Annotated in this window: 25 protein-coding genes, 1 tRNA gene and 1 other RNA gene; 19 read left to right on the top strand and 8 right to left on the bottom strand. The window is 67.1% G+C overall.

Annotated features, from left to right (window positions below; genetic code table 11):
• The first annotated feature begins 10 nt into the window (after positions 1-10).
• Positions 11-1,243: a hypothetical protein gene (locus tag CHB86_RS04370; protein ID WP_089231683.1), complete on the top strand. Its 1,233-nt coding sequence runs from the start codon at positions 11-13 to the stop codon at positions 1,241-1,243.
• Complete coding sequence (locus tag CHB86_RS04365) at positions 1,233-2,615, top strand: cytochrome P450 (protein WP_089231681.1); 1,383 nt, start codon at positions 1,233-1,235, stop codon at positions 2,613-2,615. The genes CHB86_RS04370 and CHB86_RS04365 overlap by 11 nt, the downstream gene beginning before the upstream one ends.
• A gap of 5 nt (positions 2,616-2,620) precedes the next feature.
• On the opposite strand, the gene CHB86_RS04360 is transcribed toward CHB86_RS04365, so the two are convergent.
• The 3 genes from CHB86_RS04360 to CHB86_RS04350 form a co-directional block, all read right to left on the bottom strand.
• Positions 2,621-2,845: a ribbon-helix-helix domain-containing protein gene (locus tag CHB86_RS04360; RefSeq protein WP_089231679.1), complete on the bottom strand. Its 225-nt coding sequence runs from the start codon at positions 2,843-2,845 to the stop codon at positions 2,621-2,623.
• Positions 2,842-3,534 (bottom strand): Hint domain-containing protein, encoded by a 693-nt coding sequence (locus tag CHB86_RS04355; protein ID WP_089231677.1) that lies wholly within the window; start codon positions 3,532-3,534, stop codon positions 2,842-2,844. The genes CHB86_RS04360 and CHB86_RS04355 overlap by 4 nt, the downstream gene beginning before the upstream one ends.
• Before the next feature lie 144 nt (positions 3,535-3,678).
• Entirely contained in the window at positions 3,679-3,882 is a 204-nt protein-coding gene (locus tag CHB86_RS04350) for a DUF4169 family protein (RefSeq protein WP_089231675.1), read from the bottom strand.
• A 125-nt stretch (positions 3,883-4,007) separates the two neighbouring features.
• On the opposite strand from CHB86_RS04350, the gene CHB86_RS04345 reads away from it, so the two are divergent.
• A complete protein-coding gene (locus tag CHB86_RS04345) occupies positions 4,008-4,601 on the top strand; it encodes a YARHG domain-containing protein (RefSeq protein ID WP_089231674.1) in 594 nt (197 codons plus the stop codon).
• A gap of 162 nt (positions 4,602-4,763) precedes the next feature.
• Here CHB86_RS04345 and fumC read toward each other — a convergent pair whose 3' ends face one another.
• From fumC to ssrA, 5 genes are all read right to left on the bottom strand, one after another.
• Positions 4,764-6,164 carry a class II fumarate hydratase gene (fumC, locus tag CHB86_RS04340; protein ID WP_089232554.1) on the bottom strand — a complete coding sequence of 467 codons (1,401 nt, stop codon included), beginning with the start codon at positions 6,162-6,164 and terminating at the stop codon, positions 4,764-4,766.
• A 145-nt stretch (positions 6,165-6,309) separates the two neighbouring features.
• Complete coding sequence (locus CHB86_RS04335) at positions 6,310-6,804, bottom strand: SspB family protein (RefSeq protein ID WP_176442769.1); 495 nt, start codon at positions 6,802-6,804, stop codon at positions 6,310-6,312.
• 107 nt (positions 6,805-6,911) lie between these two features.
• Positions 6,912-7,604, bottom strand: a complete 693-nt coding sequence (locus CHB86_RS04330) for a sulfotransferase family 2 domain-containing protein (RefSeq protein WP_176442768.1) — start codon at positions 7,602-7,604, stop codon at positions 6,912-6,914.
• 191 nt (positions 7,605-7,795) lie between these two features.
• Entirely contained in the window at positions 7,796-8,224 is a 429-nt protein-coding gene (locus tag CHB86_RS04325; protein WP_089231668.1) for an ester cyclase, read from the bottom strand.
• Positions 8,225-8,305: 81 nt separating this feature from the next.
• Positions 8,306-8,658, bottom strand: a transfer-messenger RNA (tmRNA) gene (gene ssrA, locus CHB86_RS04320).
• A 69-nt stretch (positions 8,659-8,727) separates the two neighbouring features.
• Between ssrA and mbfA the strand changes: the two genes are divergently transcribed.
• The 16 genes from mbfA to CHB86_RS04240 all read left to right on the top strand — a co-directional run.
• Complete coding sequence (gene mbfA, locus CHB86_RS04315) at positions 8,728-9,705, top strand: iron exporter MbfA (protein ID WP_089231666.1); 978 nt, start codon at positions 8,728-8,730, stop codon at positions 9,703-9,705.
• 184 nt (positions 9,706-9,889) lie between these two features.
• Complete coding sequence (locus CHB86_RS04310) at positions 9,890-10,396, top strand: DinB family protein (protein WP_089231665.1); 507 nt, start codon at positions 9,890-9,892, stop codon at positions 10,394-10,396.
• 48 nt (positions 10,397-10,444) lie between these two features.
• A complete protein-coding gene (locus CHB86_RS04305) occupies positions 10,445-11,431 on the top strand; it encodes an MDR family oxidoreductase (RefSeq protein WP_089231663.1) in 987 nt (328 codons plus the stop codon).
• A gap of 261 nt (positions 11,432-11,692) precedes the next feature.
• The gene (locus tag CHB86_RS04300) at positions 11,693-12,109 is read left to right on the top strand and encodes a universal stress protein (protein WP_089231661.1); all 417 of its coding nucleotides are present in this window, start codon (positions 11,693-11,695) and stop codon (positions 12,107-12,109) included.
• 49 nt (positions 12,110-12,158) lie between these two features.
• Positions 12,159-13,796 carry a BCCT family transporter gene (locus tag CHB86_RS04295; RefSeq protein ID WP_089231659.1) on the top strand — a complete coding sequence of 546 codons (1,638 nt, stop codon included), beginning with the start codon at positions 12,159-12,161 and terminating at the stop codon, positions 13,794-13,796.
• Positions 13,797-13,898: 102 nt separating this feature from the next.
• Complete coding sequence (locus CHB86_RS04290; RefSeq protein ID WP_089231658.1) at positions 13,899-15,125, top strand: aminotransferase class V-fold PLP-dependent enzyme; 1,227 nt, start codon at positions 13,899-13,901, stop codon at positions 15,123-15,125.
• Between the two features lie 90 nt (positions 15,126-15,215).
• On the top strand, positions 15,216-15,479 hold the full coding sequence (locus CHB86_RS04285; RefSeq protein ID WP_089231656.1) for a hypothetical protein: 264 nt from the start codon (positions 15,216-15,218) through the stop codon (positions 15,477-15,479).
• A gap of 83 nt (positions 15,480-15,562) precedes the next feature.
• On the top strand, positions 15,563-16,984 hold the full coding sequence (locus tag CHB86_RS04280; RefSeq protein WP_089231654.1) for a cryptochrome/photolyase family protein: 1,422 nt from the start codon (positions 15,563-15,565) through the stop codon (positions 16,982-16,984).
• A gap of 139 nt (positions 16,985-17,123) precedes the next feature.
• Positions 17,124-18,335: an SAM-dependent methyltransferase gene (locus CHB86_RS04275; RefSeq protein ID WP_089232553.1), complete on the top strand. Its 1,212-nt coding sequence runs from the start codon at positions 17,124-17,126 to the stop codon at positions 18,333-18,335.
• Positions 18,336-18,363: 28 nt separating this feature from the next.
• Entirely contained in the window at positions 18,364-18,807 is a 444-nt protein-coding gene (locus tag CHB86_RS04270) for a TrgA family protein (RefSeq protein WP_089231652.1), read from the top strand.
• 35 nt (positions 18,808-18,842) lie between these two features.
• Complete coding sequence (locus tag CHB86_RS04265) at positions 18,843-19,967, top strand: NUDIX domain-containing protein (protein WP_089231650.1); 1,125 nt, start codon at positions 18,843-18,845, stop codon at positions 19,965-19,967.
• A gap of 55 nt (positions 19,968-20,022) precedes the next feature.
• Entirely contained in the window at positions 20,023-21,057 is a 1,035-nt protein-coding gene (locus tag CHB86_RS04260) for a cysteine synthase A (RefSeq protein WP_089231648.1), read from the top strand.
• A 2-nt stretch (positions 21,058-21,059) separates the two neighbouring features.
• Positions 21,060-23,588, top strand: a complete 2,529-nt coding sequence (locus CHB86_RS04255; RefSeq protein ID WP_089231646.1) for a mechanosensitive ion channel domain-containing protein — start codon at positions 21,060-21,062, stop codon at positions 23,586-23,588.
• Positions 23,585-24,304 carry an alanyl-tRNA editing protein gene (locus CHB86_RS04250; RefSeq protein ID WP_089231644.1) on the top strand — a complete coding sequence of 240 codons (720 nt, stop codon included), beginning with the start codon at positions 23,585-23,587 and terminating at the stop codon, positions 24,302-24,304. Before CHB86_RS04255 ends, CHB86_RS04250 begins: the two co-directional genes overlap by 4 nt.
• Positions 24,305-24,376: 72 nt before the next feature.
• A tRNA-Ser gene (locus tag CHB86_RS04245) sits at positions 24,377-24,466 on the top strand.
• A gap of 1,240 nt (positions 24,467-25,706) precedes the next feature.
• A partial coding sequence (locus tag CHB86_RS04240; protein ID WP_141134824.1) for an Ig-like domain-containing protein occupies positions 25,707-26,753 on the top strand: 1,047 nt, incomplete at its 3' end.

The raw sequence follows: 26,753 nt of genomic DNA, 5'->3' as shown, positions 1-26,753 counted from the left end.
AGAAGAAGAGATGGGCCAGAGCCTTGATCCAGTGCCAGGCGGCCCGGTGCGGCGGCGGCGGGTGATCTATGTGCCCGGCTACGATCCCTTCCACGCCCGGCGCTATCGCGAACTCTACCGCAAGGAGGCGCAGGCGCAGGCCGGGATCTCGGGCTACGAGATCGCCATTGCCGGACGGGGCGGTGACCCCTACGGCTGGTCGGTGCGGGCCCGCATCGAGGGTACGGAGGTCGAGAGCGAGGTCTCGGTGCTCGGCTGGTCCGACATCGTCAAGGCCTCGATGGATCGCGGGCTGGTCCAGGCCTATTTGCAGGCGCTGCGCACGTTGCGCGTCTATGTCGGCTCGGGGGCGCTTGGCGGCGTCCTGCGGCTGCGCAAGGGGCCGGCCATCGCGGCGATCTATCCGCTGGTGGTTCTGATCCTGCAATTGCTGGTCGCGCTGGTCTTTGCCGCGGCGGTCGGCTGGGCGATCGCTAGCGTGGCGCCGGGGGGACTGGCGCTGGCCGGCCTGGCGGTGGTGCCGCCGGTGCTCACCTGGTTCGCCCGGCACGACAATCTCGTCCTCGCCCGGTACCTCATGCACAACTTCGCCTTTTCGGCCCAGTTCGGCGGCGCGAACCCGCCGGAGCTGGAGGTGCGGATGGCCGAGTTCGCGGAGGTGGTGGAGGCGGCGTGCCGGAGCGACGTCGACGAAGTGCTGGTGGTGGGCCATTCCTCGGGCGCCCATCTGGCGGTGTCGATCCTGTCCGATCTGATCCGGGACGGCCGCCTGGCCGGTACGCGCCCGGAGCTGTCGCTGCTGACCCTGGGCGAGGTGATCCCGATGGTCTCCTTCCTGCCCACGGCCAGCCGGCTGCGGGCGGACCTGCACTTCCTGTCGGCAAGCGACGCGCTTGTCTGGGTCGACATCACCGCGCCCGGGGACGGATGTGCCTTCGCGCTCTGCGATCCCGCGGCTGTCAGCGGGGTGGCGCCCGAAGGTCAACGCTGGCCGCTGATCCTGTCGGCCGCTTTCACTCAAACGCTGAGCCCGGAGCGATGGAAGGCGCTGCGCTGGCGGTTCTTCCGGCTGCATTTCCAGTATCTCTGCGCCTTCGACCGGCCGGCGGACTACGATTACTTCCGCATCACCGCCGGACCGAAGACGCTCGGCGACCGGTTCGGGCACCGCACCTCCTCGGCCAGCGCCATCCGGCGACCGGTGTCGCGGCAAAGGTCGATGGAGCGGCGCGATGCCCGGTAAGCGTCCGCCGAAGCCGGCCTCGCGAGCGGAGAAAGTTTCGCTCCTGCGCTACCTGCGGCTCTTTCGGCAGGATATCCTCTCTGCCCAGCCGGAGCGGCTCTACCGCGCCTGGATGGCCGAGTTCAGGACGCCGTTCTTCCGCAGCTTTCTCGTCAACCAGCCCGAACTCGTGAAGACGGTGCTGAATGCGCGGCCGCAGGATTTCCCGAAGTCCGGTCGCGTTCGCGAGGGGCTGGCGCCGCTCTTGGGCAACAGCGTCTTCGTCACCAACGGCGCGACCTGGGAGCGGCAGCGTCGGATCATCGACCCGGCCTTCGAGGGCGGGCGATTGCGCGAGGCCTTCCCGGCGATGCTGGCGGCGGCCGAGGCGGCAGTGGAGCGGCTGGCGGCACGGGCCGACGGACAGCCGGTGGAGATCGAGGCCGAGGCGAGCCACGCGGCGGCGGATGTGATCTTTCGCACCCTTTTCTCGATCCCGATCGAACACGAGCTTGCCGCCGAGGTCTTTGCCGAGTTCCGCGCCTTCCAGCGCAGTCAACCACTGGTCAATCTCGCGGCTTTCCTGCCGCTCCCGCGCTGGCTGCCACGGCCGCATGGCACCCGGACCCGGCGCAGCGCGGCGCGTATACGTCAGCTGATCTCGCGGCTGACCGAAGAGCGGATGGCCAGCATCCGGGCCGGTACCGCGCCCGACGACCTTGCGACCAAGATCATGACCACGCCGGACCCGGAAACGGGCAGGCCGTTCGACACCGGGGAGATGGTCGACCAGGTGGCGATCTTCTTTCTCGCGGGGCACGAGACATCGGCCTCCGCACTGGCATGGGCGCTCTACCTGCTGGCCGAGTTCCCGGAGGCGCAGGCGCGGGTGGCGGCGGAGGTCGAAGCGCTTGGCGCAGGAAGTGTCGGTTTTTCAGACCTTTCCCGCCTGAGTTTCACACGGAATGTGTTCCGCGAAGCGCTGCGACTCTATCCGCCGGTGCCGATGATGGTGCGCCAGGCCACGCGGCCGGAGCAATTCCGCGACCGGGCGGTGCCGACCGGCAGCCAGATCGTGCTTTCGCCCTGGCACCTCCATCGGCACACCCGGATCTGGGAGAACCCGGATGGCTTCGACCCGGACCGCTGGAAGACGGAGGACGGCCGGCGGTGCCAGCGCGACGCCTTCATCCCGTTCTCTTCCGGCCCGCGCGTCTGCCCGGGCGCGGGGTTCGCGATGATCGAGGGCGTGTTGCTGTTGGCGCTGCTGGTGGACCGTTTCCGGTTTGAAACCGTCGCCGGGCGAGTGCCGGTACCACAGGCGCAACTCACCGTAAGGGCGCGGGACGGGATCTGGCTGCGCCTGCACGAACGTCGCCCCGCAAGTCACTGAAAAATCTAAATTCCAAGCCGACTTCGATATTCCGCCAGCACAAACAACCGGATCGCCGAGGCAAGGCCCATGTCCAGCCCCCTGTCGCGGTCGATCTCCGCGGCAAGCGCGTTGATCGGTTGCCCGCGCTCGGCGGCGATCTCGCGGAAGGCGCGCCAGAACTCGTCCTCGAGCGAGACGCTGGTGCGGTGCCCCGATAGGGTCAGCGAACGCTTGACCGGACGGCTCATCGCCGGCGCGTCGCCCGGCCGCGGGCCTCGGGGCCGTAGAGGCCGAGGTCATGCTCCAGGTCCGGCAGCACGCTCAGGATCTCGGCGCGAAGCCCGCAGTTCCACGGGCCTTCATCGAGTGCGCCGGGATGGAAACTCTCCACCGGCAGGCCGTCTGCCAAGATCACCGCGTGCCGCTCCAGCAGCAGCTGGACATAGGTGACGGTCGCGGCCGGGGCCATCGCGATGCCGGCATGGCCGCAGAGATCGCGCGCGGGGACCAGCACCCCCTCCGCCGGTCCGCCCTCGGGAAACACCAGCACCCCGGCATGCGGTGAGAGCCGCAGCGGACGCCGCGGCGCACCGCCACCGAATGCCCCCTCGGGCACGAGAACCGCACCGAAATCCGGAGACCCCGCCAGCTGCCCGCCGGTCACGCAGCGCCGTCCGGTCCACAACACGCGGCAGGCGCCGGCGCCAAGTGTCAGAACACGTTCGCCCGGCACGAGCCGTCCCGCGGGGCACGGGCCGGTCGGCGTCATGATCCGCGCCTCGGCGGCGACTGCCGAAACCAGCCAGGCACCGGGACGCAACTCCCGCGCTGGTCCGTCCGACAGATGTTCCGGGCGCAAAACCAGGGGGTGCGGGAAACGCTCCGCACGCGGCACGGGATGCGCCCGTGCAAAGGCTCTCTTGGGGGCGTTTTCCATGCCCTTGGGGTCCGATCCTGCTCGTGGCCGTCGTTGCGGCGCGGGCGCGTGGCGCGCCTCGTTCTTGTGAAATCAGGATCGACCCTGCCGCCCCATGGCGCAAGCCCCTCGAATCAGGCGCGGAATCCTTGTGGCGGAAAAGCCCTAGTCGCCGGTCTCGTCCGATTCCGAGCCGTCCTCGCGTCGACCGCCCTCGTGGAGGCGGGCAATTCGCTCGGCCTCGGCACGCGCGCGCGTCTTCTTGGCCTTTGGTAGCCCGTACAGAACGGAATTGCGGTCGGCGTCCTCGCGCGCCTGCTTGCGGGCCTTGGCCTTGCGAAACCGGTTGAGATTGATCGGGTCTGCCATGCGAGCAGCCTAGCGCCGCCGCGCCTCCGGTGAAAGACATCTTCGCCGGCTCTCGACCGGCGAGGGCTTCCCATGGATACTGGCGGCACCCCAAGGCGTTCCGCCATTTTCATGAGGTGTTTTCAATGTCCCTTCGCCGCGTATTCCTCGCCGCCTTCCTGACCCTCGCATCGCCCGCCGGCGCCGATGTCTGGCCCTACGGCCAGGCTGAGTGCAACCAGCTCTGGTTCATGCGCAACCTCATCATGGACCGGGCCGGCTATTGTTTCGGCACCGCGCTCGGCCAGGCGCTCTATGACAACGGCGACTGCCTCGGCAAGGATGTGGCGCTCGCCGCGCCGCAATCCCGGCAGGTCGCCGCGATCCAGACGCTGGAGCGGCAGATCGGCTGCAAGGTCGATACCGGATCCACATACCTGGAGCTTCCACTGATGGAGCACTACCGCCGTCTGTCCGACATGCCGCTGCCTGACAACGGCGCTTCGGCCTGCCTGAACTGGATCGGCCCCTCCGTGCCGCTCCTCTCGGGATACGCCGGCGGTGCTCGGCACCTGGCGACGATCGAGCGCGGCGACAGGATCGGTTTCGGCTATATCCCGGAAGGCTCGTGGGTGGCGGTGGTGCTGAGCAAGGGCGGAGCGGGAGGGCGCGAGGTGCTCGGCTGGTTCGACAGCGGACCGCTCAACCTTGAGAGCGCCTGCTCTGACTGGGCCGGCTAGAGCAAGCCCCGTGGAGGACGCACCACGCGTTTTGTTGGAAGATACCCTTTCGGCAACCGGACCGAAGACGCAGCCCCCATCAAGGGCGAGGCGTAACCACTTGTCTTAAATGGAAAACCCGCCCGCGGTATGCGGGCGGGGCAATCTTGCGCACTTGCTGGCTCAGCCTTTCGGCTTCGGGCCAACCATGTTTTCAGGCCGCACGACGGCGTCGAAGGTGGCTTCGTCGACGAAACCGAGGTTGATCGCTTCTTCCTTCAACGTGGTGCGGTTCTTGTGTGCGGTCTTGGCGACCTTGGTGGCGTTGTCGTAGCCGATGGTCGGGGCGAGCGCGGTGACCAGCATCAGCGATTCGTCGCGCAGCTTTTCGATCCGCTCCCGGTCGGCCTTCAGCCCCTCGACGAGATTGTCGGTGAAGGCCGAGCAGACATCGCCCAGAAGCTGCATGGATTGCAGCACGTTGTAGGCCATCATCGGCTTGTAGACGTTGAGCTCGAAATGGCCCTGGGAGCCGGCCATGCCGACCGCCATGTCGTTGCCCATGACGTGGCAGCAGACCTGGGTCATCGCCTCGCACTGGGTCGGGTTGACCTTGCCGGGCATGATCGACGAGCCGGGCTCGTTTTCGGGCAGCAGCAGTTCGCCGAGGCCGCAGCGCGGGCCGGAGCCGAGCAGGCGGATGTCCGAGGCGACCTTGAAGAGCGAGGCGGCGACGGTCTTGAGCGTGCCGGACATCTCGACCATCGCGTCATGCGCGGCCAGCGCCTCGAACTTGTTCGGCGCGGTGACGAAGGGCAGGCCGGTGATGTCGGCCATGTGGCCGGCGACTTCCACGTCCCAGCCCTCGACCGTGTTGAGCCCGGTGCCGACGGCGGTGCCGCCCTGGGCCAGCTCGTAGATATCTTTCAGAGCAATTTCAACGCGTTCGATGGACTTTTTGAGCTGATGCACATAGCCGGAGAATTCCTGGCTGAGGGTCAGCGGCGTGGCGTCCTGGGTGTGGGTGCGGCCGATCTTGATGATGCCGTCGAACTCCACGACCTTCGCCTGCAGCGCCGAGTGCAGCTTGCGCAGGCCCGGCAGCAGCACGTCGCGCGCCTGCATGGCGGTGGCGATGTGCATGGCGGTCGGGAAGGTGTCGTTGGACGACTGGCCCATGTTGCAATGGTCGTTCGGGTGCACCGGGTCCTTGGATCCGATGACGCCGCCGAGAAGCTCGATCGCACGGTTTGCGATGACCTCGTTGGCGTTCATGTTGGACTGGGTGCCCGAACCGGTCTGCCAGACCACGAGCGGGAAGTTGTCGTCCAGCTTGCCGTCGATCACCTCCTGCGCGGCGGTCTGGATCGCCTCGCCGAGGTCCTTCGGCAGCTTGCCCGAGGCCGTGTTGGCGATGGCACAGGCTTTCTTGATCACACCGAGCGCGCGGACGATCGGCACCGGCTGCTTTTCCCATCCGATGGGAAAGTTCATGATCGAACGCTGGGTCTGGGCGCCCCAGTACTTGTCTGCGGGAACTTCAAGCGGGCCGAAGCTGTCGGTTTCGGTGCGGGTCTGCGACATCGCGGTCATCCTCCGGTTGGCGGTCGGATGGGGTTTATCCGCAGGTTCGGGACGGGGCAACAGCAACAGATGCCCGTCGGGCCGGGCCAATTGGCGCAGGATGCCATGGGCCCGGCGGCAGGTGGTGTTTCGTGGCGAGGCGGCGTTACTTCCGGAAGGAATCGAGGCTCACGATTTCCGCGTCCTTCACCGGCTCGGGCTCGATGTTTTCGGCCAGCGGGGCTTCCTCGTCGTCCTCGTCATAGGGCTCGGAGGCATGGGCGTCGTCCTCGTCATCCTCGTCGGCGTGGCCGGTCTCGAACCGCAGGCCGAACTCGACAGAGGGGTCCACGAAGGTCGCGATCGCGTCGTAGGGGATATAGAGGGGCTCCGGCGTGTCCCCGAAATTCAGGGTCACGGAGAAGCCCTCGTCGGTCACGTCCAGGTTGTCGAACCAATGCTGGAGCACCACCGTCATCTCCTCCGGGTAGCGGTCGCGCAGCCAGTCGGCGATCGCAACGTCGGGGTGCGTGGTGTCGAAGGTGATGAAAAAATGGTGCTGGCCCGGAAGTCCGCGTGTGGCGACTTCGCCAAGCACCTCCTGGATCAGGCCGCGCATCGCCCGGTGCATGAGTTTTCCGTAGTCGATACTCTGCGACATGGGTGGTCAGGACTCTCTGTTAACTATCCCCGTCAGCGCCAGCATAGGGGATTTGGAATTGAATGATACCCCTCCTTGGCGTGGCGGGGCGGCGTGTGGAAAACCGGTCATCCGGGCCCATGCGACGGCACGCCCGCCGTGGCGGGACCGGCGCCGGAAGGTAGGGCATCGCCCATCGGCGCGCCGGTTTCCGGATCATAGGCGAGCAGCGTGAAGTCATCGGCATAGACCTCGCGCGCAATGTCCCGCATCCGGTCGGTCCATTCCAGCGGCGCGCGGGTGGAGCGGTTCTTGTGCGGTAGATCCGTCGACAGGCCGGCGCGCCGGCGGATGTCGGACCAGTCGCGCGAGAGCGTTTCGAGCCGGTAGATCCGGCTGACGAGAACCTCGCCTTCCGCGTCGGTGAGAAAGGTCGACTGCGGGCGATACATCTCGTTGGCGATGCGGCGCGGGACCATGCGATTCACGAATGCCTCGAAATCCGCACGCTTGTTCGCCCGGGAATAGAAGTAAAGCGATTCGAGACGGGCGAACGGGTTGCGCACCGTCGAGAAGGTGAAGAATGTCTCCCAGAGCCCCCGGGGCAGGTAGTCGTGGTCGACGTAGTCGCGGGCCGGCAGGTGGGCGAGGCGATTGACGGAGCCGCCCCAGCCTCCGTTCTCCGGCCGCTCGAACATCAGCAGCAGGTGGCGATGCCGGGCCCAGTCCAGACCGAGATCCTCGCAGAACGCCGCCTCGATGCTCTGACCGCCGCACTTGGGAATGTGCACGAAAACGGTCCGGTGCGGCAGGCTGATCAACGGCGGCTCCTTGGATCTCCTCTGGCCCGGGATCGCCGCGACCGCCCCGTTTGTTTCATGCGCACATGCGAGCGTCAATCCGGCCCCGGGCGGAGGGCACCGCAACCGCCGAGCGTGTGCCGGTGCCCGCCAGAATGGAGAGTTCGGGGCCAGTCCGTCTGGACTCCGCGACGGATCGCCCCGCAAGGGACCTACTGAAATCGGTGGCCGGTCATGCCGAGGGCGAGGGCGTCAGGCGGCACGAGCCCGAGTTGCTCGAACAGGCCGAGGAAATCGATGCAGTTGAATGCCTCGACGATGCGGTCGTCGACGATCCGCGCCATCAACATGCCGCTGCCGGTGATCGTCTGGCCGTTGGCGAGCACGCTCGCCTCGAAACATGCCATCACCGACAGCCACTCGCCCTGTTCGACGGTCTTCTCGAAGGTGACGCGGTGAACCTCGAGGAACTCGAGTAGCGCGGCGACGAATTCGTGGAACTCCACGGCTCCGACCGCCAGATCGGGCATGAGGCCGCTGGCCTCTGCCGAGGTGTCGAAAAATCGCCCGGCTTCGTCGATCGCGCCGTCGACCCAGACCCGGTCGTAGAAGCCCTGAAGCAAGTCTGTCTTGGAACCCATGGCTCAACTCCTGATTGCACGGGTCACGCTACGGACCATTGCTGAACAAATGCTGAACCGGTGCAGGAAAGGAGGGAGGGAAGTGCAGGCTTCTGTTGCCAGGTGCCTGCGAACCCCGCCAGACCGCTGCTAGGCGACTGGGCTTAGATTTCGGTTTTGGTCACTGCATTACGCAGCGACTGCCACCGGAGCACGATTGTCGTTGGCAATTATGCTTATCGGACCGGTAACGGTGGTACCTCACCGAGCGAAAGCAAACCCCTTTAGACGTCCGTCGATCCTATTTCGGCCCCATGATCCCCCAACGCGGGATTTTTGGTGGAGCCGCCGGGTACCGCCCCCGGGTCCGAGCCGCTTATTACGAGCGCGTTTATCGCCATAGTCCCCGAAGAGACATGACAGAAATAGGGCTTTGGCTGCGACGATTCAAGCGTCATTCGGGGCTTGCCGACACGGGACAGGGTGATAGTTTGGAATCATTCTAATTCATGCCGGGTATCCCCATGCGCTCCCTCCTTTCCAGCCGAAAGCGCTTCGACGATCTGTCGGAGCAGGAAATCCTCGCCCTCGCGATCTCCTCCGAAGAGGACGACGCGCAGATCTATCGCGGTTTCGCGGCACGGTTGCGCGGCGATTACCCGTCCACCGCGGCCGTATTCGACGGCATGGCGGAGGAGGAGGACGGGCACAGGGCGGCGCTGATCGAGCTGTTCCGGAGCCGGTTCGGCGAGGTGATTCCGCTGGTGCGGCGAGAGCATGTGGCCGGGTTCTATGCCCGAAAGCCGGTCTGGCTGATGGAGTCGCTGCCACTCGAGAAGATCCGCGAGATCGCGGGGGACATGGAATTCCAGGCGGAGCGCTTCTACCGGGCGGCCGCCGGCCGGGTGACCGACGCCGCCACCCGCAAGCTGCTGGGCGACCTCGCGGCGGCCGAGGCGCAGCACGAGCGGCGAGCGGACGACCTGGCCGAGACGCACCTGACCGAGGAGGCGGTGGATACCGAGGACCGCAATGCTCACCGCCAGTTCGTGCTGACCTGGGTTCAGCCGGGGCTCGCGGGGCTGATGGACGGGTCGGTCTCGACCCTGGCGCCGATCTTTGCAGCGGCCTTTGCGACCGGCGATACCTGGAACACCTTTCTCGTGGGGCTCGCGGCGTCGGTGGGCGCGGGGATCTCGATGGGGTTCACCGAAGCGGCATCGGACGATGGGGAACTGTCGGGGCGGGGCAGCCCGGTCAAGCGGGGCATCGCCTCGGGCGTGATGACGACCCTGGGCGGCATGGGCCACGCGCTGCCTTACCTGATCCCGCATTTCTGGACCGCGACGATCATCGCGGTGAGCGTCGTTTTCATCGAACTCTGGACCATCGCCTGGATCCAAAAACGCTACATGGATACGCCGTTCTGGCGGGCGGCGTTGCAGGTGGTGTTCGGCGGGGCGCTGGTGTTGGCGGCGGGTATCCTGATCGGCAGCAGCTAGAGACGGTAGCCGGGGCGCTCCCGCCCGCCGGGGCCGCATCGGGGATGCGCCGCCGGCGGTTGGGGGTGGCCGCGCGCGATGCGCGCGGCGGGTGGCGCTGCTGCGCCGCGGCATTCTCATTGACAAGCGGGCGCGCCGGCGTCGAGATATTGCCATCGCACGGTCGCAGACGGAGCTTCGTCCGATGATTTCAGTGGATTACGCCCGCGAGATGGCGCGCTACAACCGTTGGCAGAACAGCGCCGTGATCGCCTGCTGCGAGGCGCTGGACGAGGGCGAGCTGACCCGCGCGCGCGGCGCCTTTTTCGGGTCGATCTTTGCGACCCTGAACCACCTGCTTTGGGCCGACCGGATGTGGATGTCGCGGATCGCGGACTGGGTGCGGCCGGAGGGCGGGATCCCGGAGAGCCTCACGCTCTGCCCGACGCTGGCCGCGTGGAAAGCGGACCGGATGCGGGCCGACGGCCGGCTTGAACTCTGGGCGCGCGAGCTGCGACCGGCAGCGTTGCGGGGCGAGCTGCGCTGGACCTCGGGTTCCACGGGGCGGCAAATGTCGCGGCCGGTTGCAACCTGCGTGGCGCATATGTTCAATCACCAGACCCATCACCGCGGCCAGGTCCATGCGATGCTGACAGCGGCCGGGGCGCAGCCGGCGGCCACGGACCTCGTGTTCATGCCGGAGGATATCTGACGCCGGCCCGCGGTCCGGCAGCAACGGAACAGCAGGGAGGGTCGGGCGATGCGCGCCGTGATCGTGGAACAGGCCGAGGACGGCAGCACCAGCGCCTCGGTGCAGGAGATCGACGAGTCGCGCCTGCCGGAGGGCGAGGTGACGGTTCGGGTGGAGTTCACGACCCTGAACTACAAGGACGGGCTCTGTATCGGCCCGGGCGGGGGCCTCGTGAAGACCTATCCGCATGTGCCGGGGATCGATCTTGCCGGCACCGTGGAGGCCAGTGAGGACGCGCGCTACAGCCCCGGCGACAAGGTCGTGCTGACCGGCTGGCGGGTCGGGGAGCTGCACTGGGGCGGTTACGCGCAGAAGGCGCGGGTCAAGGCCGACTGGCTGGTGCCGCTGCCCGAAGGGCTGACCACGAAACAGGCGATGGCGGTGGGAACCGCCGGCTTTACCGCGATGCTGGCGATCATGGCGCTGGAGGATCACGGGCTGACCCCTGAGGCGGGCGAGGTGCTGGTGACCGGCGCCACCGGCGGCGTGGGCTCCATCGCGACGGCGATCCTGGCCAATCTCGGGTACGAGGTGGCCGGCGTCACCGGGCGGCTGGAGCAGGCGCAATACCTGGCGCTGCTCGGGGCCTCGAAGATGGTGAGCCGGGACGAACTGGACCATACTGTCAAACGTCCGCTCGAGCGGGAGACCTGGGCGGGCTGTGTCGACGCGGTCGGGGGCGCGATGCTGGCGCGGGTGCTTGGGCAGATGAAACACGGCGCCTCGGTGGCGGCGGTCGGGCTTGCCGGCGGAGCGCAACTGCCGGCGACGGTGGTGCCGTTCCTGCTGCGCGGTGTGAACCTGCTGGGCATCGATTCGGTGATGCAGCCCTACGATGCGAGACTGCGGGCGTGGCAGCGGATTGCCTCCGATCTCCCGAAGGACCGGCTGCAGGGGATGATGGTCGAGGCGCGGCTGGAGGATCTGCCGCGGCTCGCCGCAGAGATCCTGGAGGGGCGGGTTCGTGGCCGTGTCGTTGTCAACGTGAACGCCTGACGCGGGCGGAGGCGTAATCGCACGCGGCCGGCCCCGATCGCGCCACTCGGGAACTGTCGGCGGCAACCGACGGGCAGCATTCGCTTTTTCTGACGGAATGGCGTAGGGTTGGAGCCGTGCGCGGTGTCGGGGCCCGTTCCCGGCCGCAGGATGGCAAAACCGCACGCCGGTCGCTGGGCATCGCCCCTGTCGGCCCTACCATGTGTCGGACGGGGTTGGCCCCGGGACCCGGCACGCTGCGGAAAAATCAGGGAGTGTAAGATGTTCAGCCGCATCATGGTTCCGGTCGATCTCGCCCACATCGGCACGCTGAAGAAGGCGCTCAAATGCGCCGCGGACCTGTCCCGGCTCTATGGCGCGCCGGTGACCTATGCCGGCGTGACGACGGCGCTGCCAGGCAAGCTGGCCCACACGCCGGAGGAATTCGCGCGCCTGCTGGCCGCCTTTGCCGAGGAACAGGGCAAGGCAGAGGGGATCGAGACGGGCTTCCATTCGATCCTGTCCCATGACCCGACCATCGATCTCGATCCCGCGCTGATCCGCGCGGCGGGCGAGATCGAGGCGGACCTGATCGTCATGGCGAGCCACCTGCCGAACCCGATGGACTACGTCTGGCCGTCGAACGGCGGCACCATCGCAATGCATTCAAAGGCTTCGGTCTTCGTGGTGCGCACCTGACTGCGCGTGACCAGGACGACGCCTCAAGACTTTTCGGAAAGGGACTGAAATGACAGATGAAACACCGCAGGGAATTCCGGAGCCGGAAGGGCCGGTAGAGTTGATCGAGACGGATTACGAGATCGGCCAGGACAATGTCGAGGGCAGCGTGGGACCGTTCGGTTTCGACGTCCACAACCCGGTCTTCCTGATCTCGGGCCTGTCGATCGTCCTCTTCGTCTTTTACGCGCTGGTGTTCCGCGAGCAGGCGACCGAGGCCTTCGGCGCGCTCCGGCCCTGGCTGACCAGCACGTTCAACTGGTTTTTCCTCGGAGCGGCGAACATCTTCGTATTGTTCTGCCTTGCTCTGATCGTCACGCCCTGGGGCAGCGTGCGCCTTGGCGGGCAGGATGCGACACCGGATTATTCCTACGCCGGCTGGTTCGCGATGCTCTTTGCCGCCGGCATGGGGATCGGGCTGATGTTCTTCGGGGTGCTGGAGCCGGTCTACCACATGGCCATTTCCGAGCCGCTCGGGGTGCCGTCGCCGATCGCCGAGGACGGCACGATCATCGAGGCCAATGTCGAGGCGGCCAAGCGGATGGGGCTTGCGGCGACGATCTATCACTGGGGCCTGCACCCCTGGGCGATCTATGCCGTCGTCGCGCTGGCACTGGCGCTGTTCAGCTACAACAAGGGGCTTCCGCTGACCATCCGCTCGGCCTTCTACCCGATCTTCGGCGAGCGCGTCTGGGGCTGGACCGGCCACGTCATCGACACGCTGGCCGTCTTCGCAACGCTCTTCGGTCTCGCCACCTCGCTCGGCTTCGGGGCCCAGCAGGCAAACGCGGGTCTGGAGCACGTGTTCGGCCTGCCCAACAACGTCGAGGTGCAGGTGGTTCTGATCACGCTGATCACGGTGGTCGCGCTGGTTTCGGTACTGCGCGGCCTCGACGGTGGGGTGAAGGTGCTCTCCGAGGTCAACATGGTGATGGCGGCGGCGCTGCTGCTCTTCGTGTTGCTGGTCGGGCCAACGATGGTGATCCTCAGCGATTTCGGTGCCGGGCTGGTCAGCTATCTCGGCGATCTCGTGGCCTTCTCCAACCCGATCAACCGCGTGGATACGGACTACATGAATGGCTGGACGGCGTTTTACTGGGCCTGGTGGATCTCCTGGTCGCCCTTCGTCGGCATGTTCATCGCCCGCGTCAGCCGTGGCCGCACCGTTCGGGAATTCGTGATCTGCGTGCTGATCATCCCGAGCCTCGTCTGCGTGCTCTGGATGGCCGTTTTCGGTGGCGCCGCGATCGAGCAGGTGCTGGCCGACCCGGTCAACAGCCCGGTTAAGGCGCAGGTGATCGACAGCTACAACCCGCCGCTCTCGCTGTTCGCGATGCTCGAAGGGCTGCCGCTCGCCGGCCTCACCTCGACGCTCGGGATCATCCTGGTGATCGTTTTCTTCGTCACCTCGTCGGATTCCGGCAGCCTCGTGATCGACACGATCACCGCGGGCGGCAAGGTCGACGCGCCGGTGCCGCAGCGGGTGTTCTGGTGCACCTTCGAGGGCGCCGTGGCGATCGTGCTGCTGCTTGGCGGCGGGCTGACGGCGCTGCAGGCGATGGTGATCTCCACCGGGCTGCCATTCACCATCATCCTGCTGCTGATGTGCGTGGCGATCGGAAAGGGGCTGGCCAGCGAGCCGCGCTGACCTCGGGGAATGCCGGGGCGATTGACGGGCGGCGGTGCTTGCGCATCGCCGCCCTTTGTCCTTTCTATGGCGCGATCATACGCGGCGGAATGGAGAGGACCCATGGCACTCGATGTGGATTTCGTCCGGGCGCAGTTCCCGGCCTTTTCGGAACCCTCGCTGGATGGCCAGGCCTTTTTCGAGAACGCGGGCGGCTCCTATACATGCGGCCCGGTGATCGACCGCCTGACCCGCTTTTACCACCAGCGCAAGGTGCAGCCCTATGCGCCCTATGCCGTTGCCGAACTCGGGGGCGCCGAGATGGACGAGGCCCGCGCGCGGCTGGCGGCGCTGCTCGGTGTCGAGACGGATGAACTCAGCTTCGGGCCATCGACCACCCAGAACACCTATGTGCTGGCCAATGCGGTGCGCTGCTGGCTGACGCCGGGTGAAGCGATCGTGGTGACAAACCAGGACCACGAGGCAAATTCGGGTCCCTGGCGGCGGCTCGCCGACGAGGGGATCGAGGTGCGCGAGTGGCGGATCGACCCCGAAACCGGGCATCTCGACCCGGAGGCGCTGGAGCCGCTGCTGGCCGATGGCAACGTCCGGCTGGTCTGCTTCCCGCATTGCTCCAACGTGGTGGGCGAGATCAACGACGTCGCCGCGATCACCGCGCTGGCCCATGCCGAGGGCGCCTTTGTCTGCGTCGACGGGGTGTCCTATGCGCCGCACGGCTTCCCGGACGTGGGCGCGCTCGGGGCGGATGTGTATCTGTTCTCGAGCTACAAGACCTACGGGCCGCACCAGGGGATCATGGTGATCCGCCGCCAGCTCGGTTTCGAGTTACCCAACCAGGCGCATTTCTTCAATGGCGAGACGCTTTACAAGCGCTTCACCCCGGCGGGGCCGGACCATGCGCAGGTCGCCGCCTGCGCCGGCATGGTCGATTACATCGAGGCGCTGGCCGCCCATCACGGGATCGCCGGGAAGAGCCCGGCCGAGACCGGCGACGCGGTGCACGCGCTGATGCGCGACCACGAAACCGCGCTGCTGCAGCCGCTGCTGGACTACCTCGCCGGGCGCAACGACCTGCGGCTGATCGGCCCGCGGCAGGCGGAGGGTCGGGCGCCCACGGTTGCGGTGGCGCTCGACCGCAATGCCGAGGCCGTGGCGGGCGAACTGGCCGGGCATGGGATCATGGCGGGGGGCGGCGATTTCTATGCCGTGCGGCCGCTGGAGGCGCTCGGGGTGGACAGGAAGAAGGGCGTTCTGCGCCTGAGTTTCGTGCATTACACCAGCGCGGCAGAGATCGAGAAGCTGATCGCCGCGCTCGATGCAACGCTCTAGCGGCGCTTGCGTCCCGGTGCGCGCTGCCGTTCTTATGGACCTTGTCGCTCCTCCAGGATGGCGACAGGGAACAGCCACTGGAGAGCCACCATGTCCGACGATCAGATACGCGCCGCGCTGGACCATCTGAAGGCAGGCGACCTCCGGACGGGTCCCCAGATGGAGGCCGCGCACGAGATCTGCCAGCAGCACGAGGGCGCGCCGGCGTTCGACTGGATCCACGCACTGGTGCACCGGATCGAGGGCGACTATTCCAATGCGGATTACTGGTATCGCCGGGCGGGCAAGACGAGGCACCCGGGCACGGTCGAGGAGGAATGGGACGTGATCCGGATCGCGTTGCTCGGCCGCTGACGGGAAACCCGCCGGGAAGTGACCGCCGCGGCTTGCCCTTTTTCAGGACGCGCTAGATCAAGGCTCCCCAACGAGGCCGCATCATGACGTCTGCATCCCCGATCCTTCTCTGGCTGCGCCGCGACCTGCGGCTCCACGACGCTCCCGCACTGGCCGATGCCTGCGCCTCCGGTCGCCCGGTGATCCCCGTGTTCATTCGCGATGCGCTGACCGACGGGTTGGGCGCGGCGCCGAAGTGGCGGCTGGGGCGCGGTCTGGAAGTGTTTTCACACCTGCTGGAGGCAAAGGACTCGCGGTTGATCCTGCGCAGCGGTCCTCCGCAGGAGGCGCTGCAGGCGCTAGCCGAGGAGACCGGCGCGACGGATGTCTACTGGACGCGCGCCTACGACCCGGCATCGGTCGAGCGGGACACGGGCGTCAAGGCGGGGCTCAAGGACGCCGGGATCGGCGCGCGCAGCTTTGCGGGCGCGCTCCTCTTCGAGCCCTGGGAGGTGCAGACCAAGGATGGTGGGCCGTATCGGGTCTATTCGCCGTTCTGGAAGGCGGTGAAGGGCAGGGAGGTTGCGCCGCCCTGTGCCGCGCCCAAGCGGATTGCCGCGCCGAAGGCCTGGCCCGAGAGCGAGCGGCTCACCGACTGGGCCATGGGCGCGGAGATGCGGCGCGGGGCGGCGGTGTTGGCGCGCCATGTCGAGGTGGGCGAGGCCGCCGCACGCGGCCGCTTCGAGCGGTTCCTCGACGAGAGGCTCGAAAGTTACAAGGCCGACCGCGATGCGCCGGCCGCAGACGGCACCTCCGGCATGAGCGCCTTTCTCGCCACCGGCGAAATCGGCCCGCGCACGCTCTGGCACGGTGCGATGCGGGCCTGGCACGAGGGAAATGCGGGGGCGGAGACCTACCTGAAGGAGCTGGTCTGGCGCGAGTTCGCCTGGCACCTCGCCTGGCATACGCCGCGGATCCTCGACCGCAACTGGCGCGAGGAATGGGACGCCTTTTCCTGGAGCGAGGACGAGGACCGCCCCGAGGTACTGGCCTGGAAACAGGGCCGCACCGGGATCCCGCTGGTCGACGCGGGGATGCGCGAGTTGCAGGTGACCGGGACCATGCACAACCGCGTGCGGATGATCGTGGCTTCCTACCTGACCAAGCACCTGATGACCCACTGGCGGATCGGCCAGCGTTGGTTCGAGGAGCACCTCGTGGACTGGGATCCGGCCTCCAACGCAATGGGCTGGCAGTGGGTGGCGGGCTCCGGCCCCGACGCGGCACCCTATTTCCGTATCTTCAACCCAGAGACGCAGCGCGAGAAGTTCGACCCCAAGGAGCGCTATCTCCACCGCTGGATCGCCGAGGGGCAGGGCTCTCCGCCGGAGACTGCGCTGGCCTATTACGAGGCGATCCCGAAAGGCTGGAACCTGTCTCCGGGCGATGCCTATCCGGAGCCGGTGGTCTCGCTGCCGGACGGTCGGGCGCGGGCACTTGCAGCCTACGAGGAACGCCGGAGCTGAGCCGACGGCCGGGGCTGGCCGATTTTTCAAAGGTTTGTGGCCCGAGGCTTGACGCGCGGGTCAGGCTCGGGTCCGATCATCCTGTCGCGGCCGAAGCGGGCCGCGCACAGGGGACAGGGGCGTCATGCCGGAGGGGAACATGCAGATCAGGACCACCACCACGGGCGAAACCGGGCTGCCGCGCTATTTCTCCCACGTCTTCGACCGTGCGCGCCTCGTGCCGCGCGGGCGGCTGGACATCGCCCTGCCGGACGGCCGCGTGTTCCGCGCCGAGGGCTCCGGCCCCGGCCCGGTGGCGCGGCTCGACGTGGTCAACGAGGAGATCTTTGCCAGGCTGGTGCGCGAGGGCGATCTCGGGTTCTGCGAGGCCTATCTGGACGGTTGGTGGACCACGCCGGACCTGCAGGCCTTCATGGATTACGTCCACAGCGCCGAGGACGAGATCTATGACGAGTTCCGCGGCATGGCGCTGGTGCGGCTCTACGAGCGGTTGCGCCACCGGCTGCGCGACAACAGCCGCGCCCAGGCCCGCCGCAACATTTCCTACCATTACGACCTCGGCAACGATTTCTACCAACTCTGGCTCGACCGCACGATGACCTATTCCTCGGCCTGTTTCGACCGGGGCGACGAGACGCTGGAGGAAGCCCAGACCCGGAAATACGCGAGCCTGCTGGACGGCATGGGCGCGCGGCCCGGCGACCACCTGCTGGAGATCGGCTGCGGCTGGGGCGGTTTCGCCGAGTTCGCGGCGCGGGAGCGGGGTGTGAAGGTCACCGGGCTGACGATCAGCCGGGAGCAGCACGATTTCGCCCGCGCCCGCATCGCCCGCGCCGGTCTTGCCGATCAGGTGGAAATCCGGATGCAGGATTACCGGGACGAACGCGGCCGCTACGACGGGATCGCCTCCATCGAGATGTTCGAGGCGGTGGGCGAGAAGTACTGGCCGACCTATTTCCGAACCCTGCGCAACTGCCTCGAGCCCGGGCGGAACGCCACGCTCCAGATCATCACCGTGCAGGACCGCCGCTTCGATATCTATCGCAAGGGTGTCGATTTCGTTCAGAAGTACATTTTTCCTGGCGGAATGCTCCCCAGCCCGTCGGTGTTGCGCGCCGAGGTCGAGAAGGCCGGGCTGGCGGTGCTGGGGTCGGTCGAGTTCGGCGACAGCTACAGCCAGACGCTGCGCCGCTGGCACGCCACATTCAACGAGCGGTGGGACGAGATCTCGGCGCTCGGCTTCGACGAGCGGTTCCGCCGGATGTGGGAGTTCTATCTTTGTGCCTGTGCTGCCTCATTTTTGTCCCGAAACTGTGATGTAACGCAGATCACCGTCAATCGGACCGCGTGAAACGCGCCATAGAGGAGCCTCGATCCGAATGCCGACCGCCGCCAAGCTCTTTGCCGCAGTGGCCTTTGCCTTCGTGGCCTTCTTCGCCTCCGAGGTGTACAAGCCGCTGCTGCCCGAAGGCACGCAGTTCGGGCTGCTGACTCCGCTCAACACGCTGGTCGGCATGATCTGCGGCTGGTCCACCATGGGCCGCCTTGCCGGGCACGGGTATTACTCGGCCGCGGGCGCCGGGGTGCGCACCACTGGCGTCATGCTGTTCTACGTGCTGCTGATCTGGGCCTGCTACGAGATGCTCAAGCGCTCGACCCGGCTGTATTACGATGGCCCGACCGAGGCCCTGGCTGCCGTGATGGACCTGATTGCAAAATATTTCATGCTGATGCTAAGCGATCCGCAGGTGCCGATCGTTCTGGTCTGCGGGGGGATTCTCGCAGCGTGCCTGTCGGAATGGGCGGCCGAACGCTGGGCCTGACTCCCGGGCCCGCCTGAAGCAGCGGGGCTGACCTCATGACGCCGATCTTTCTCTATGGCAGCTTGTGCCATGCGCCGCTGCGCGAGGTGGTGACCGGCGCGCCCGGCGGTGGAGAGGTTCGGCCGGCGCGACTGATGGGCCATGCGGTCGTCTGGGCCGAGGGCGAGAGCTTTCCCATGATCCTCGAACGCGCCGGGGCGGAGGCTCTGGGCGTCCTGCTGGCCAATCCTGGAGAGCAGGCGCTGGCGCGGCTCGACTACTACGAAGGCGGTTTCGGCTATCGGCTGGTCCCGGTCGAGGTGATTGCCGAAGAAGGCCCCGTGCGGGCGCGCATGTACGTGCCGCCCGAGGTCGGGCTGACCCCCGGCGCGCCCTGGGATCTCGCCGAATGGGCGGAACGCTGGGGCCCGTTGAGCTGCCTGACCGCCGAGGAGGTGATGGCCGACATGGACCAGCGTCCGCCGGCGGAGGTGGCGCGGCGCTTTGGCCCGATGCGGGCGCGGGCGCAGGCGCGGCTCAACGCGCGCAAGGCCGCGCCGACGACCCTGCGCCGCCGTGCGCGCCCCGAGGACGTGCACCTTAGGCGGCGCAGCCTTGCCTATTCGCAGTTCTTCTCGGTGGAGGAATACGATTTCAGCCACCGCAAGTTTTCCGGCGAGCACGGGCCGGAGTTGAACCGGACGGCGTTCATCTCTGCCGATGCGGTGACCGTTCTGCCCTACGATCCGATCCGCGACCGTGTCCTTCTGATCGAGCAGTTCCGCGCCGGGCCCTTCGCCCGCGGCGATGCGCAGCCCTGGATGCTGGAGGCGATCGCCGGCCGCATCGACGGCGGCGAAACGCCCGAGGAGAGCGCCCGCCGAGAGGCGCAGGAGGAAGCCGGGCTGGAGCTCGGCCAGCTCCACCTTGTTGCGCAATACTACCCGACGCCGGGAGCGAAGAGCGAGTTCCTCTATGGCTACATCGCGACGGCGGACCTTCCCGACGAGGTGGCCGGGATCGCCGGGCTGGAGGGCGAGGGCGAGGACATTCGCAGCCACGTGATCAGCTTCGACCGCGCGATGGCGCTGCTCGACAGCGGCGAGATCAACGTCGGGCCGCTGATCCTGCTGGTTCTCCACCTCTCACGTCTGAGGGAGACGCTGCGCTCGGGCAGTTGACACGGCCCCGCCCTCGGATAGCAAGGGGGGCAGCCTAGTTGAGGGAGCCCAGACGATGCAGATCAAGACAGACCTCGCCGATGCCGTCGGTAACACGCCGCTGATCCGGCTCCGCGCGGCCAGCGAGGCGACGGGCTGCGAGATCCTGGGCAAGTGCGAGTTCCTCAACCCCGGCCAGTCGGTCAAGGATCGCGCGGCGCTGTTCATCATCCGCGACGCGATCGCCAAGGGCACGCTGCGCCCCGGCGGCACGATCGTCGAGGGCACCGCCGGCAACACCGGCATCGGGCTGGCGCTGGTGGGCGCGTCGATGGGGTTCCGGACGGTCATCGTGATCCCCGAGACCCAGAGCCAGGAAAAGAAGGACATGATCCGCCTCGCCGGCGCACAGCTCGTCGAGGTGCCGGCGGTGCCGTACAAGAACCCGAACAACTACGTGAAATATTCCGGCCGGCTGGCCGGGGCGTTGAACCGGACCGATCCCAATGGCGCGATCTGGGCCAACCAGTTCGACAACGTGGCCAACCGGCAGGCGCATGTCGAGGGCACCGGGCCGGAGATCTGGGAGCAGACCGGCGGCAAGGTCGACGGCTTCATCTGCGCCGTGGGCTCGGGTGGCACGCTGGCGGGCGTCGGCGCGGCGCTTCAGCCGAAGGGCGTGAAGGTCGGGCTGGCCGATCCGATGGGATCGGGGATGTTCTCGCTCTTTGCGACCGGCACCGCCGCGCCGGAGGGCGGCTCGATCACCGAGGGGATCGGGCAGGGGCGGATCACCGCCAATCTCGAGGGCTTCCAACCCGACATGGCCTACCAGATCCCCGACGCGGAGGCGCTGCCGGTCGTGTTCGACCTGCTGGAGAACGAGGGGCTCTGCCTCGGCGGTTCCTCTGGCATCAACGTGGCCGGCGCGATGCGGATGGCGCAGGAGATGGGCCCGGGCCACACCATCGTCACCGTGCTCTGCGACTATGGCACGCGCTACCAGTCCAAGCTCTTCAACCCGGCATTCCTGAAGGAAAAGGGCCTGCCGGTGCCACATTGGCTCGAGGGAGCGCCACGCGATCTGCCGGCCGTCTTCGAGGAGGCGTGATCATGCGCCGCCTGCTCGCCGCGCTGCTGGTCCTCGTTGCGACCGCGGCGCTGCTGCCCGCCCAGTGGGGCAACGGGGCAGGCGGGGCCGGTTTGTTCTCGGGCGCGACCTGGGCGCAGGAGGCGGCGCAGGGCACCGTCGCGGCGTCCGATGCGAACGCACCGCTCGACGATGCGGACTACCGGGCTTGGGAGGAACAGGCGACCGAGGCGGAGGAAATGCTCGACTCCGGCAATGCCTCGATCAGCGAGCTGGAAAGCCTGCGCCGCACCCTCAACGACTGGCGCTCCCGGTTCAATGCCGAGCAGCAACGCGACGCCGACCGGATCGGAACGCTGGAAAGCCAGATCGACGCGCTCGGCCCGCCTCCCGAGGAGGGGACAACCGAGGCCGAGGACGTCGCAGCCCGGCGAACGGCCCTGAACGATGAATACCAGGCGCGCATTGCGCCGGTCGTTCGGGCGGAGGAAGGCTACGCCCTTGCCCAGAGCCTGATCGGCCGTTTCGACCGCCTGATCCGCGAACGCCAGAAACAGCGCCTGCTGGAGCGGAATCCGGCGCCGATCATGCCGTCCAGCCTGCGCGCGGCGCTCGAAGATGCCGTGGTGATCGTCAGCACGCTGTCTGGAGAGGTCCGGGAGGCGATCTCCCAGGACAGCCATCGCCAGGAGTTCCGGGACAACCTGCCATCGATCGTGCTGATGCTTGCGCTGGCGCTGCTCCTGCTCGTCTCAGGTCGCGGCTGGATGGGCCGGACGGTGCGCCGAATGGTCAAGAACCGTCCCGGCGGCGACAAGCGCTTCGTCGCGGCGATGATCCTCTCGATCAACCAGTTCCTGCTGCCGTTGATCGGGCTGGCTGTCCTGGCCGCGGCGCTGAAGCTGACCGCCGCCTTCGGACCCGTGGGCGAATCCGTGATCGATTCCATGGCGGGCGGCGGCATCGCCTTCGCCTTTGCCCGCTGGCTTGGCGGTCAGACCTTTCCCAAGGACGACAACTGGCCCACCAGCCTGACCCTGTCTTCGCGGGAGCGCGTGCGCGGTCGGTTCTACAGCTCCTCGCTCGGGGTGCTGATGGGCCTCTCCGTGGTCGTGACCCAGCTTGTCGACCTGTTCCCGCTCGGGTCGGCCACGATCTCGGCCTATGCGTTTCCGATCATCGTCGCGACGGCGATCTGCGTCGGGGGGCTGGCGCGCCTGCTCGTGGCGAGCGGCAAGCGGGTGGACAAGGCCGACGAGGCCGACGCCGAGGCTGCCGAGCGCCGGTTCTTCGACAATCTCGTGGGCGCCATCGGCCGTTTCGTGGGACTGCTGGCGTTTATCGGCCCGGTGCTCGCGATGATCGGGTACACGCGGGCAGGCATCGCACTGACCCTGTCGCCGGGGCTCACGCTGGGGCTGCTGGCGCTGATCGCCTACCTCCAGCGCCTGTCATCCGGCATCATCGGGTTGTTCTCCGAGCCGGGCCAGGCGCGCGACGGCCTGCTGCCGGTGATCATCAACTTCCTGATCGTGATCGCGGCGCTTCCGCTCTTCGCGCTGATCTGGGGCGCCCGCGTCGCGGACCTGGCCGAGATCTGGACCCATCTGCGGGACGGTTTTACCATCGGCGGCACCCAGATCTCGCCCTCGCTGCTCGTGGTGCTGGTAACGGCCTTCGGCGCGGGTTTCCTGCTGACGCGGCTGGTGCAGGGCGCTCTGTCCTCCTCCGTCCTGCCGCGCACCTCGCTCGATCCGGGCGCCCAGAAGGCGATGATCTCCGGTCTCGGTTACGTCGGTATCGCGCTCTCCGCCATGGTCGCCGTCTCGGTCGCGGGGCTCGACCTCAGCAACCTCGCCATCGTCGCGGGGGCGCTCTCCGTTGGCGTCGGCTTCGGCCTGCAGAACATCGTGCAGAACTTCGTCTCGGGGCTGATCCTGCTGATCGAGCGCCCGGTTACCGAAGGCGACTGGGTAGAGGTCGGCGGCGTGATGGGGACAGTACGCAAGATCTCCGTGCGCGCCACAACGATCGAGACCTTCGACCGGACGGATGTCGTGGTGCCCAACTCCGACTTCGTGACCGGACAGGTCACCAACTGGACCCGCGGCAACCTGACCGGACGGCTGATCCTGACGGTGGGCGTGGCCTATGGCAGCGACACGCGCAAGGTGGCCGAGATCCTCCAGGAAATCGCCGAGGCGCACCCGCTGGTGATCGTCAACCCGCCGCCGATGGTCGTCTTCCAGGGCTTCGGGGCGGATTCGCTCGATTTCGAGATGCGGGTGATCCTGCGAGACATCAACTTCGGCCTCGGGACCCGCAGCGAGCTCAACCACCAGATCGCCGAACGTTTCGCGGCAGAGGGGATCGAGATTCCCTTCGCGCAGCGCGACATCTGGCTGCGCAACCCCGAGGCCCTGCGCGGCGGCGCGCCGACGCCCGCGCAGGCGCCGTTGCCCGATACGGGGACAGACACGAGGTCGGCTTCGACGCCCGGCCCGATCCGGCCCGATTCCGACCCGGAATTTCCAAGCGAGGACGTCCGATGACCGAAATGCTGTTCCGATCCGATCCCTACGCCCGCGAAACCATCGGCACGGTGGTGGCCCATACGGCCGAGGGCGGCATCGTGCTGGATGCGACGATCTTCTATCCGCAGGGTGGCGGCCAGCCTGGCGACAGCGGCGCACTCCATTGGCGGGACCAGATCCTGCGCATCGCGACGACTCTCAAGGGCGAGGGCGACCAGATCGTGCTGGTGCCTGCCGAACCCGCCGGCCTGCCGCCCGTCGGCACCGCGTTGCGCCAGGCGCTGGACTGGGAACGGCGGTTCCGCCACATGCGCGTCCACACCGGCCTGCATCTGCTCTCGGTCGCGATTCCGCTTCCGGTGTCCGGCGGCGCGATCTCCTCGGAGAAAGGCCGGCTCGATTTCGACATGCCGGAAGCGCCGGAGGACAAGGAGGCGCTCGAAGCGGCGCTCCAGGCATTGATCGACCGCGACCTGCCGGTCACCGAGGACTGGATCACCGACGCGGAACTCGACGCGAACCCGGGCCTGGTCAAGACCATGTCCGTCGCCCCGCCCAAGGGCCAGGGCCGGGTGCGGCTGGTGCGCATCGGGCAGGGTGCCGCCCAGATCGACCTCCAGCCCTGCGGCGGCACCCACGTCGCCACCACTGGCGAGATCGGCCGCATCCGCATCGGCAAGATCGAGAAGAAGGGCGCCCGAAACCGCCGCGTGAACATGCACCTGGTCGACTAGCACCGAGCTGTCACGAAAGCGCGTTTATCCCCTTGCATGTCTCCCCGGGTTGCGGATAAACCCACGCGCACCGGAGAGGTGGCCGAGTGGTCGAAGGCGCACGCCTGGAAAGTGTGTAGGCGGGAAACCGTCTCCAGGGTTCGAATCCCTGTCTCTCCGCCATTTTCCCTTGCACCCAATAGATCCATCGGATCTTTCGAGTCTTTTGGCGCAATTCCCGAGGCTTGGCGCGCAGTCTCTTCAACCGGAAGGGTCTTGACCGCATGGTACATGGGCCCCGCTATCTTCCGCGTCCGGGCTTTCGCTTGGGTCGGGCTTTCACCGGGTCGCCGAAGTTCACGGACCGATAAGAAAGGTCTGCGTTTCTTCGCCCGGATTAATGCCGTCTCTGACGATGCCACTCGGGAGCGCCGTGGGAATTCTTCGCGCGCGGGGCCTCGCAATCAGCCATGAACCGGCCCGCTTCTGCGGGTGCCTGTACAGGCAGGTGTTTGCGGCCGGGACCCGGGAACGTCGCGTCGAGGGGCGAAGGGGCCACCGGTTTGGGCACGTCCACGAGAAGGGTGGGAGGTCTCACAGCGAGCGCCATTGCCTTTCGCGTGCTGGCCATCACGAGAGCGACGGCCTCGACAGCTGAAAGCAGACGGCCTCAATTCCATTGGGCGAACGCTCAAGCGACATGCCCTCGTGATCGATTGCGTGGAGGCCGACGATGCCGCGATGACGGGGCCCGGGGTGGCAGATCGCGCGAAGGCGGGCGGTTGGATGAAATTCCACAGGAACCTCGAGCCTACCGTTTGGACGCGGCGACCGAACGATACAGCGGTCCCCTCGGATGCGGCGGCAGCGCACGCGGGCATGGCTCCAGCAATCACGTCATATCCGATTGCACCCTCGGTTCCGAAGCCAGCTTCAGACGAACCGCGCTTGCCGATTGGGGCGATCTTTGCGTGACACACGGGACAGCGTCCTGCCCTTGGCGAGACGTGTGTGGCCCGGTCTGCACGTCCCCACCAAGGACACCCCATTCGGGGTAGTCCAGAATTGGAATGGCTTGAACGCCTCAAGTTGGTATCGTCGAAGGTACAGTCATGGTCTCAGCTTGTCGTGATCTGTGCCCGGTGGGTCCGCCGCCGGACACCCGCGGCACGGTGGGCGGGGCTGACGACTGACACACTCGGAAACGACACGGCGGTTCATCTGGCTGCGTTCGCAACGCGGCGGCCGTCATATCCAGTTATGTTGGCTGCTTTTCAGATCGAAACACGGTTCCGGGTGCCAGCGAGACAAGCGCCTTCTTGGGAGCGTTTTCGACAGCGGTGACTCCAGGCGCTACGGGCATTGCAGGGCTTCGCGCCACGTCAGCGATGTCCGCCGACGGGTGGCGTGAAGGAGAGTTGCGATGCCGAAACCGCCTTGGGCCCAAGGGGAACTCATTGCCCCGGAAATCACCGCCTTTGGCGAGAATTCAGGTGGTATCGACGACAACCTGACCAACGACAGCACTCCGACGCTCACTGGCACCAGCGATCCCGGTATCGAAGTACGTCTCTTCGCCAATGGCGTGCTGCTCGGCACCACGACCGCCGACGATAGCGGCAATTGGTCCTTCACGACCGGAGTTCTGACGGATGGCAGTTACAGCTTCACCGCTGAAACTGGCAAGGGCTCACACATCGTAACCTCCGATCCGTTCGACGTCGTCATTGATACGACCACGCCGGACCCAGAGATCACCTCAGCCGTCGAAGAAGCCGCTGGCGGAGTGCGCCTTGAGGGAACAGCGGAAGCGGGTGCCAGCGTCGACATCTACCGCGACGGCGTGCTGATCGGCACGGTGATAGCGGAGGGAGGGAGCTGGGAGTTCCTTGACGAGAACTATGCAGGCGGCACCGTCACCTATACGGCCGTAGCGACTGACCTGGCGGACAACAGCGCAGAGCGATCGATCAGGTTCCCGAACGCCGCCCCCTCGATCACCAGCCCGGCCGCCGTCTCGGTGGCGGAGAACCAGACGCTGGCGCTCGACGTCTCGGCAAGCGACGACAACGACAGCGAGGGCGCGGGCCTGGCCTATGCCGTCACCGGCGGCGCGGATGCGGCGCTCTTCGCCATCGACCCCGCGACCGGCACGCTGAGCTTCCTCGCCGCCCCGGACTACGAGAACCCGGCCGATGCCGACGGCGACAATGCCTACCAGGTCCAGGTCACGGTCAGCGATTCCGGCGGCCTGACCGATGTGCAGGACATCACCGTCACGGTGACGGATGCCCCCGAGAACGCCGCCCCCTCGATCACCAGCCCGGCCGCCGTCTCGGTGGCGGAGAACCAGACGCTGGCGCTCGACGTCTCGGCGAGCGACGACAACGACAGCGAGGGCGCGGGCCTGGCCTATGCCATCACCGGCGGCGCGGATGCGGCGCTCTTCGCCATCGACCCCGCGACCGGC

It is taken from the genome of Tropicimonas sediminicola (assembly GCF_900188335.1).
Classification (GTDB): Bacteria; Pseudomonadota; Alphaproteobacteria; order Rhodobacterales; family Rhodobacteraceae; genus Tropicimonas; species Tropicimonas sediminicola.
The sequence above is the reverse complement of the archived record's forward strand: the minus strand, read 5'-3'. Positions and strand labels throughout refer to the sequence as shown.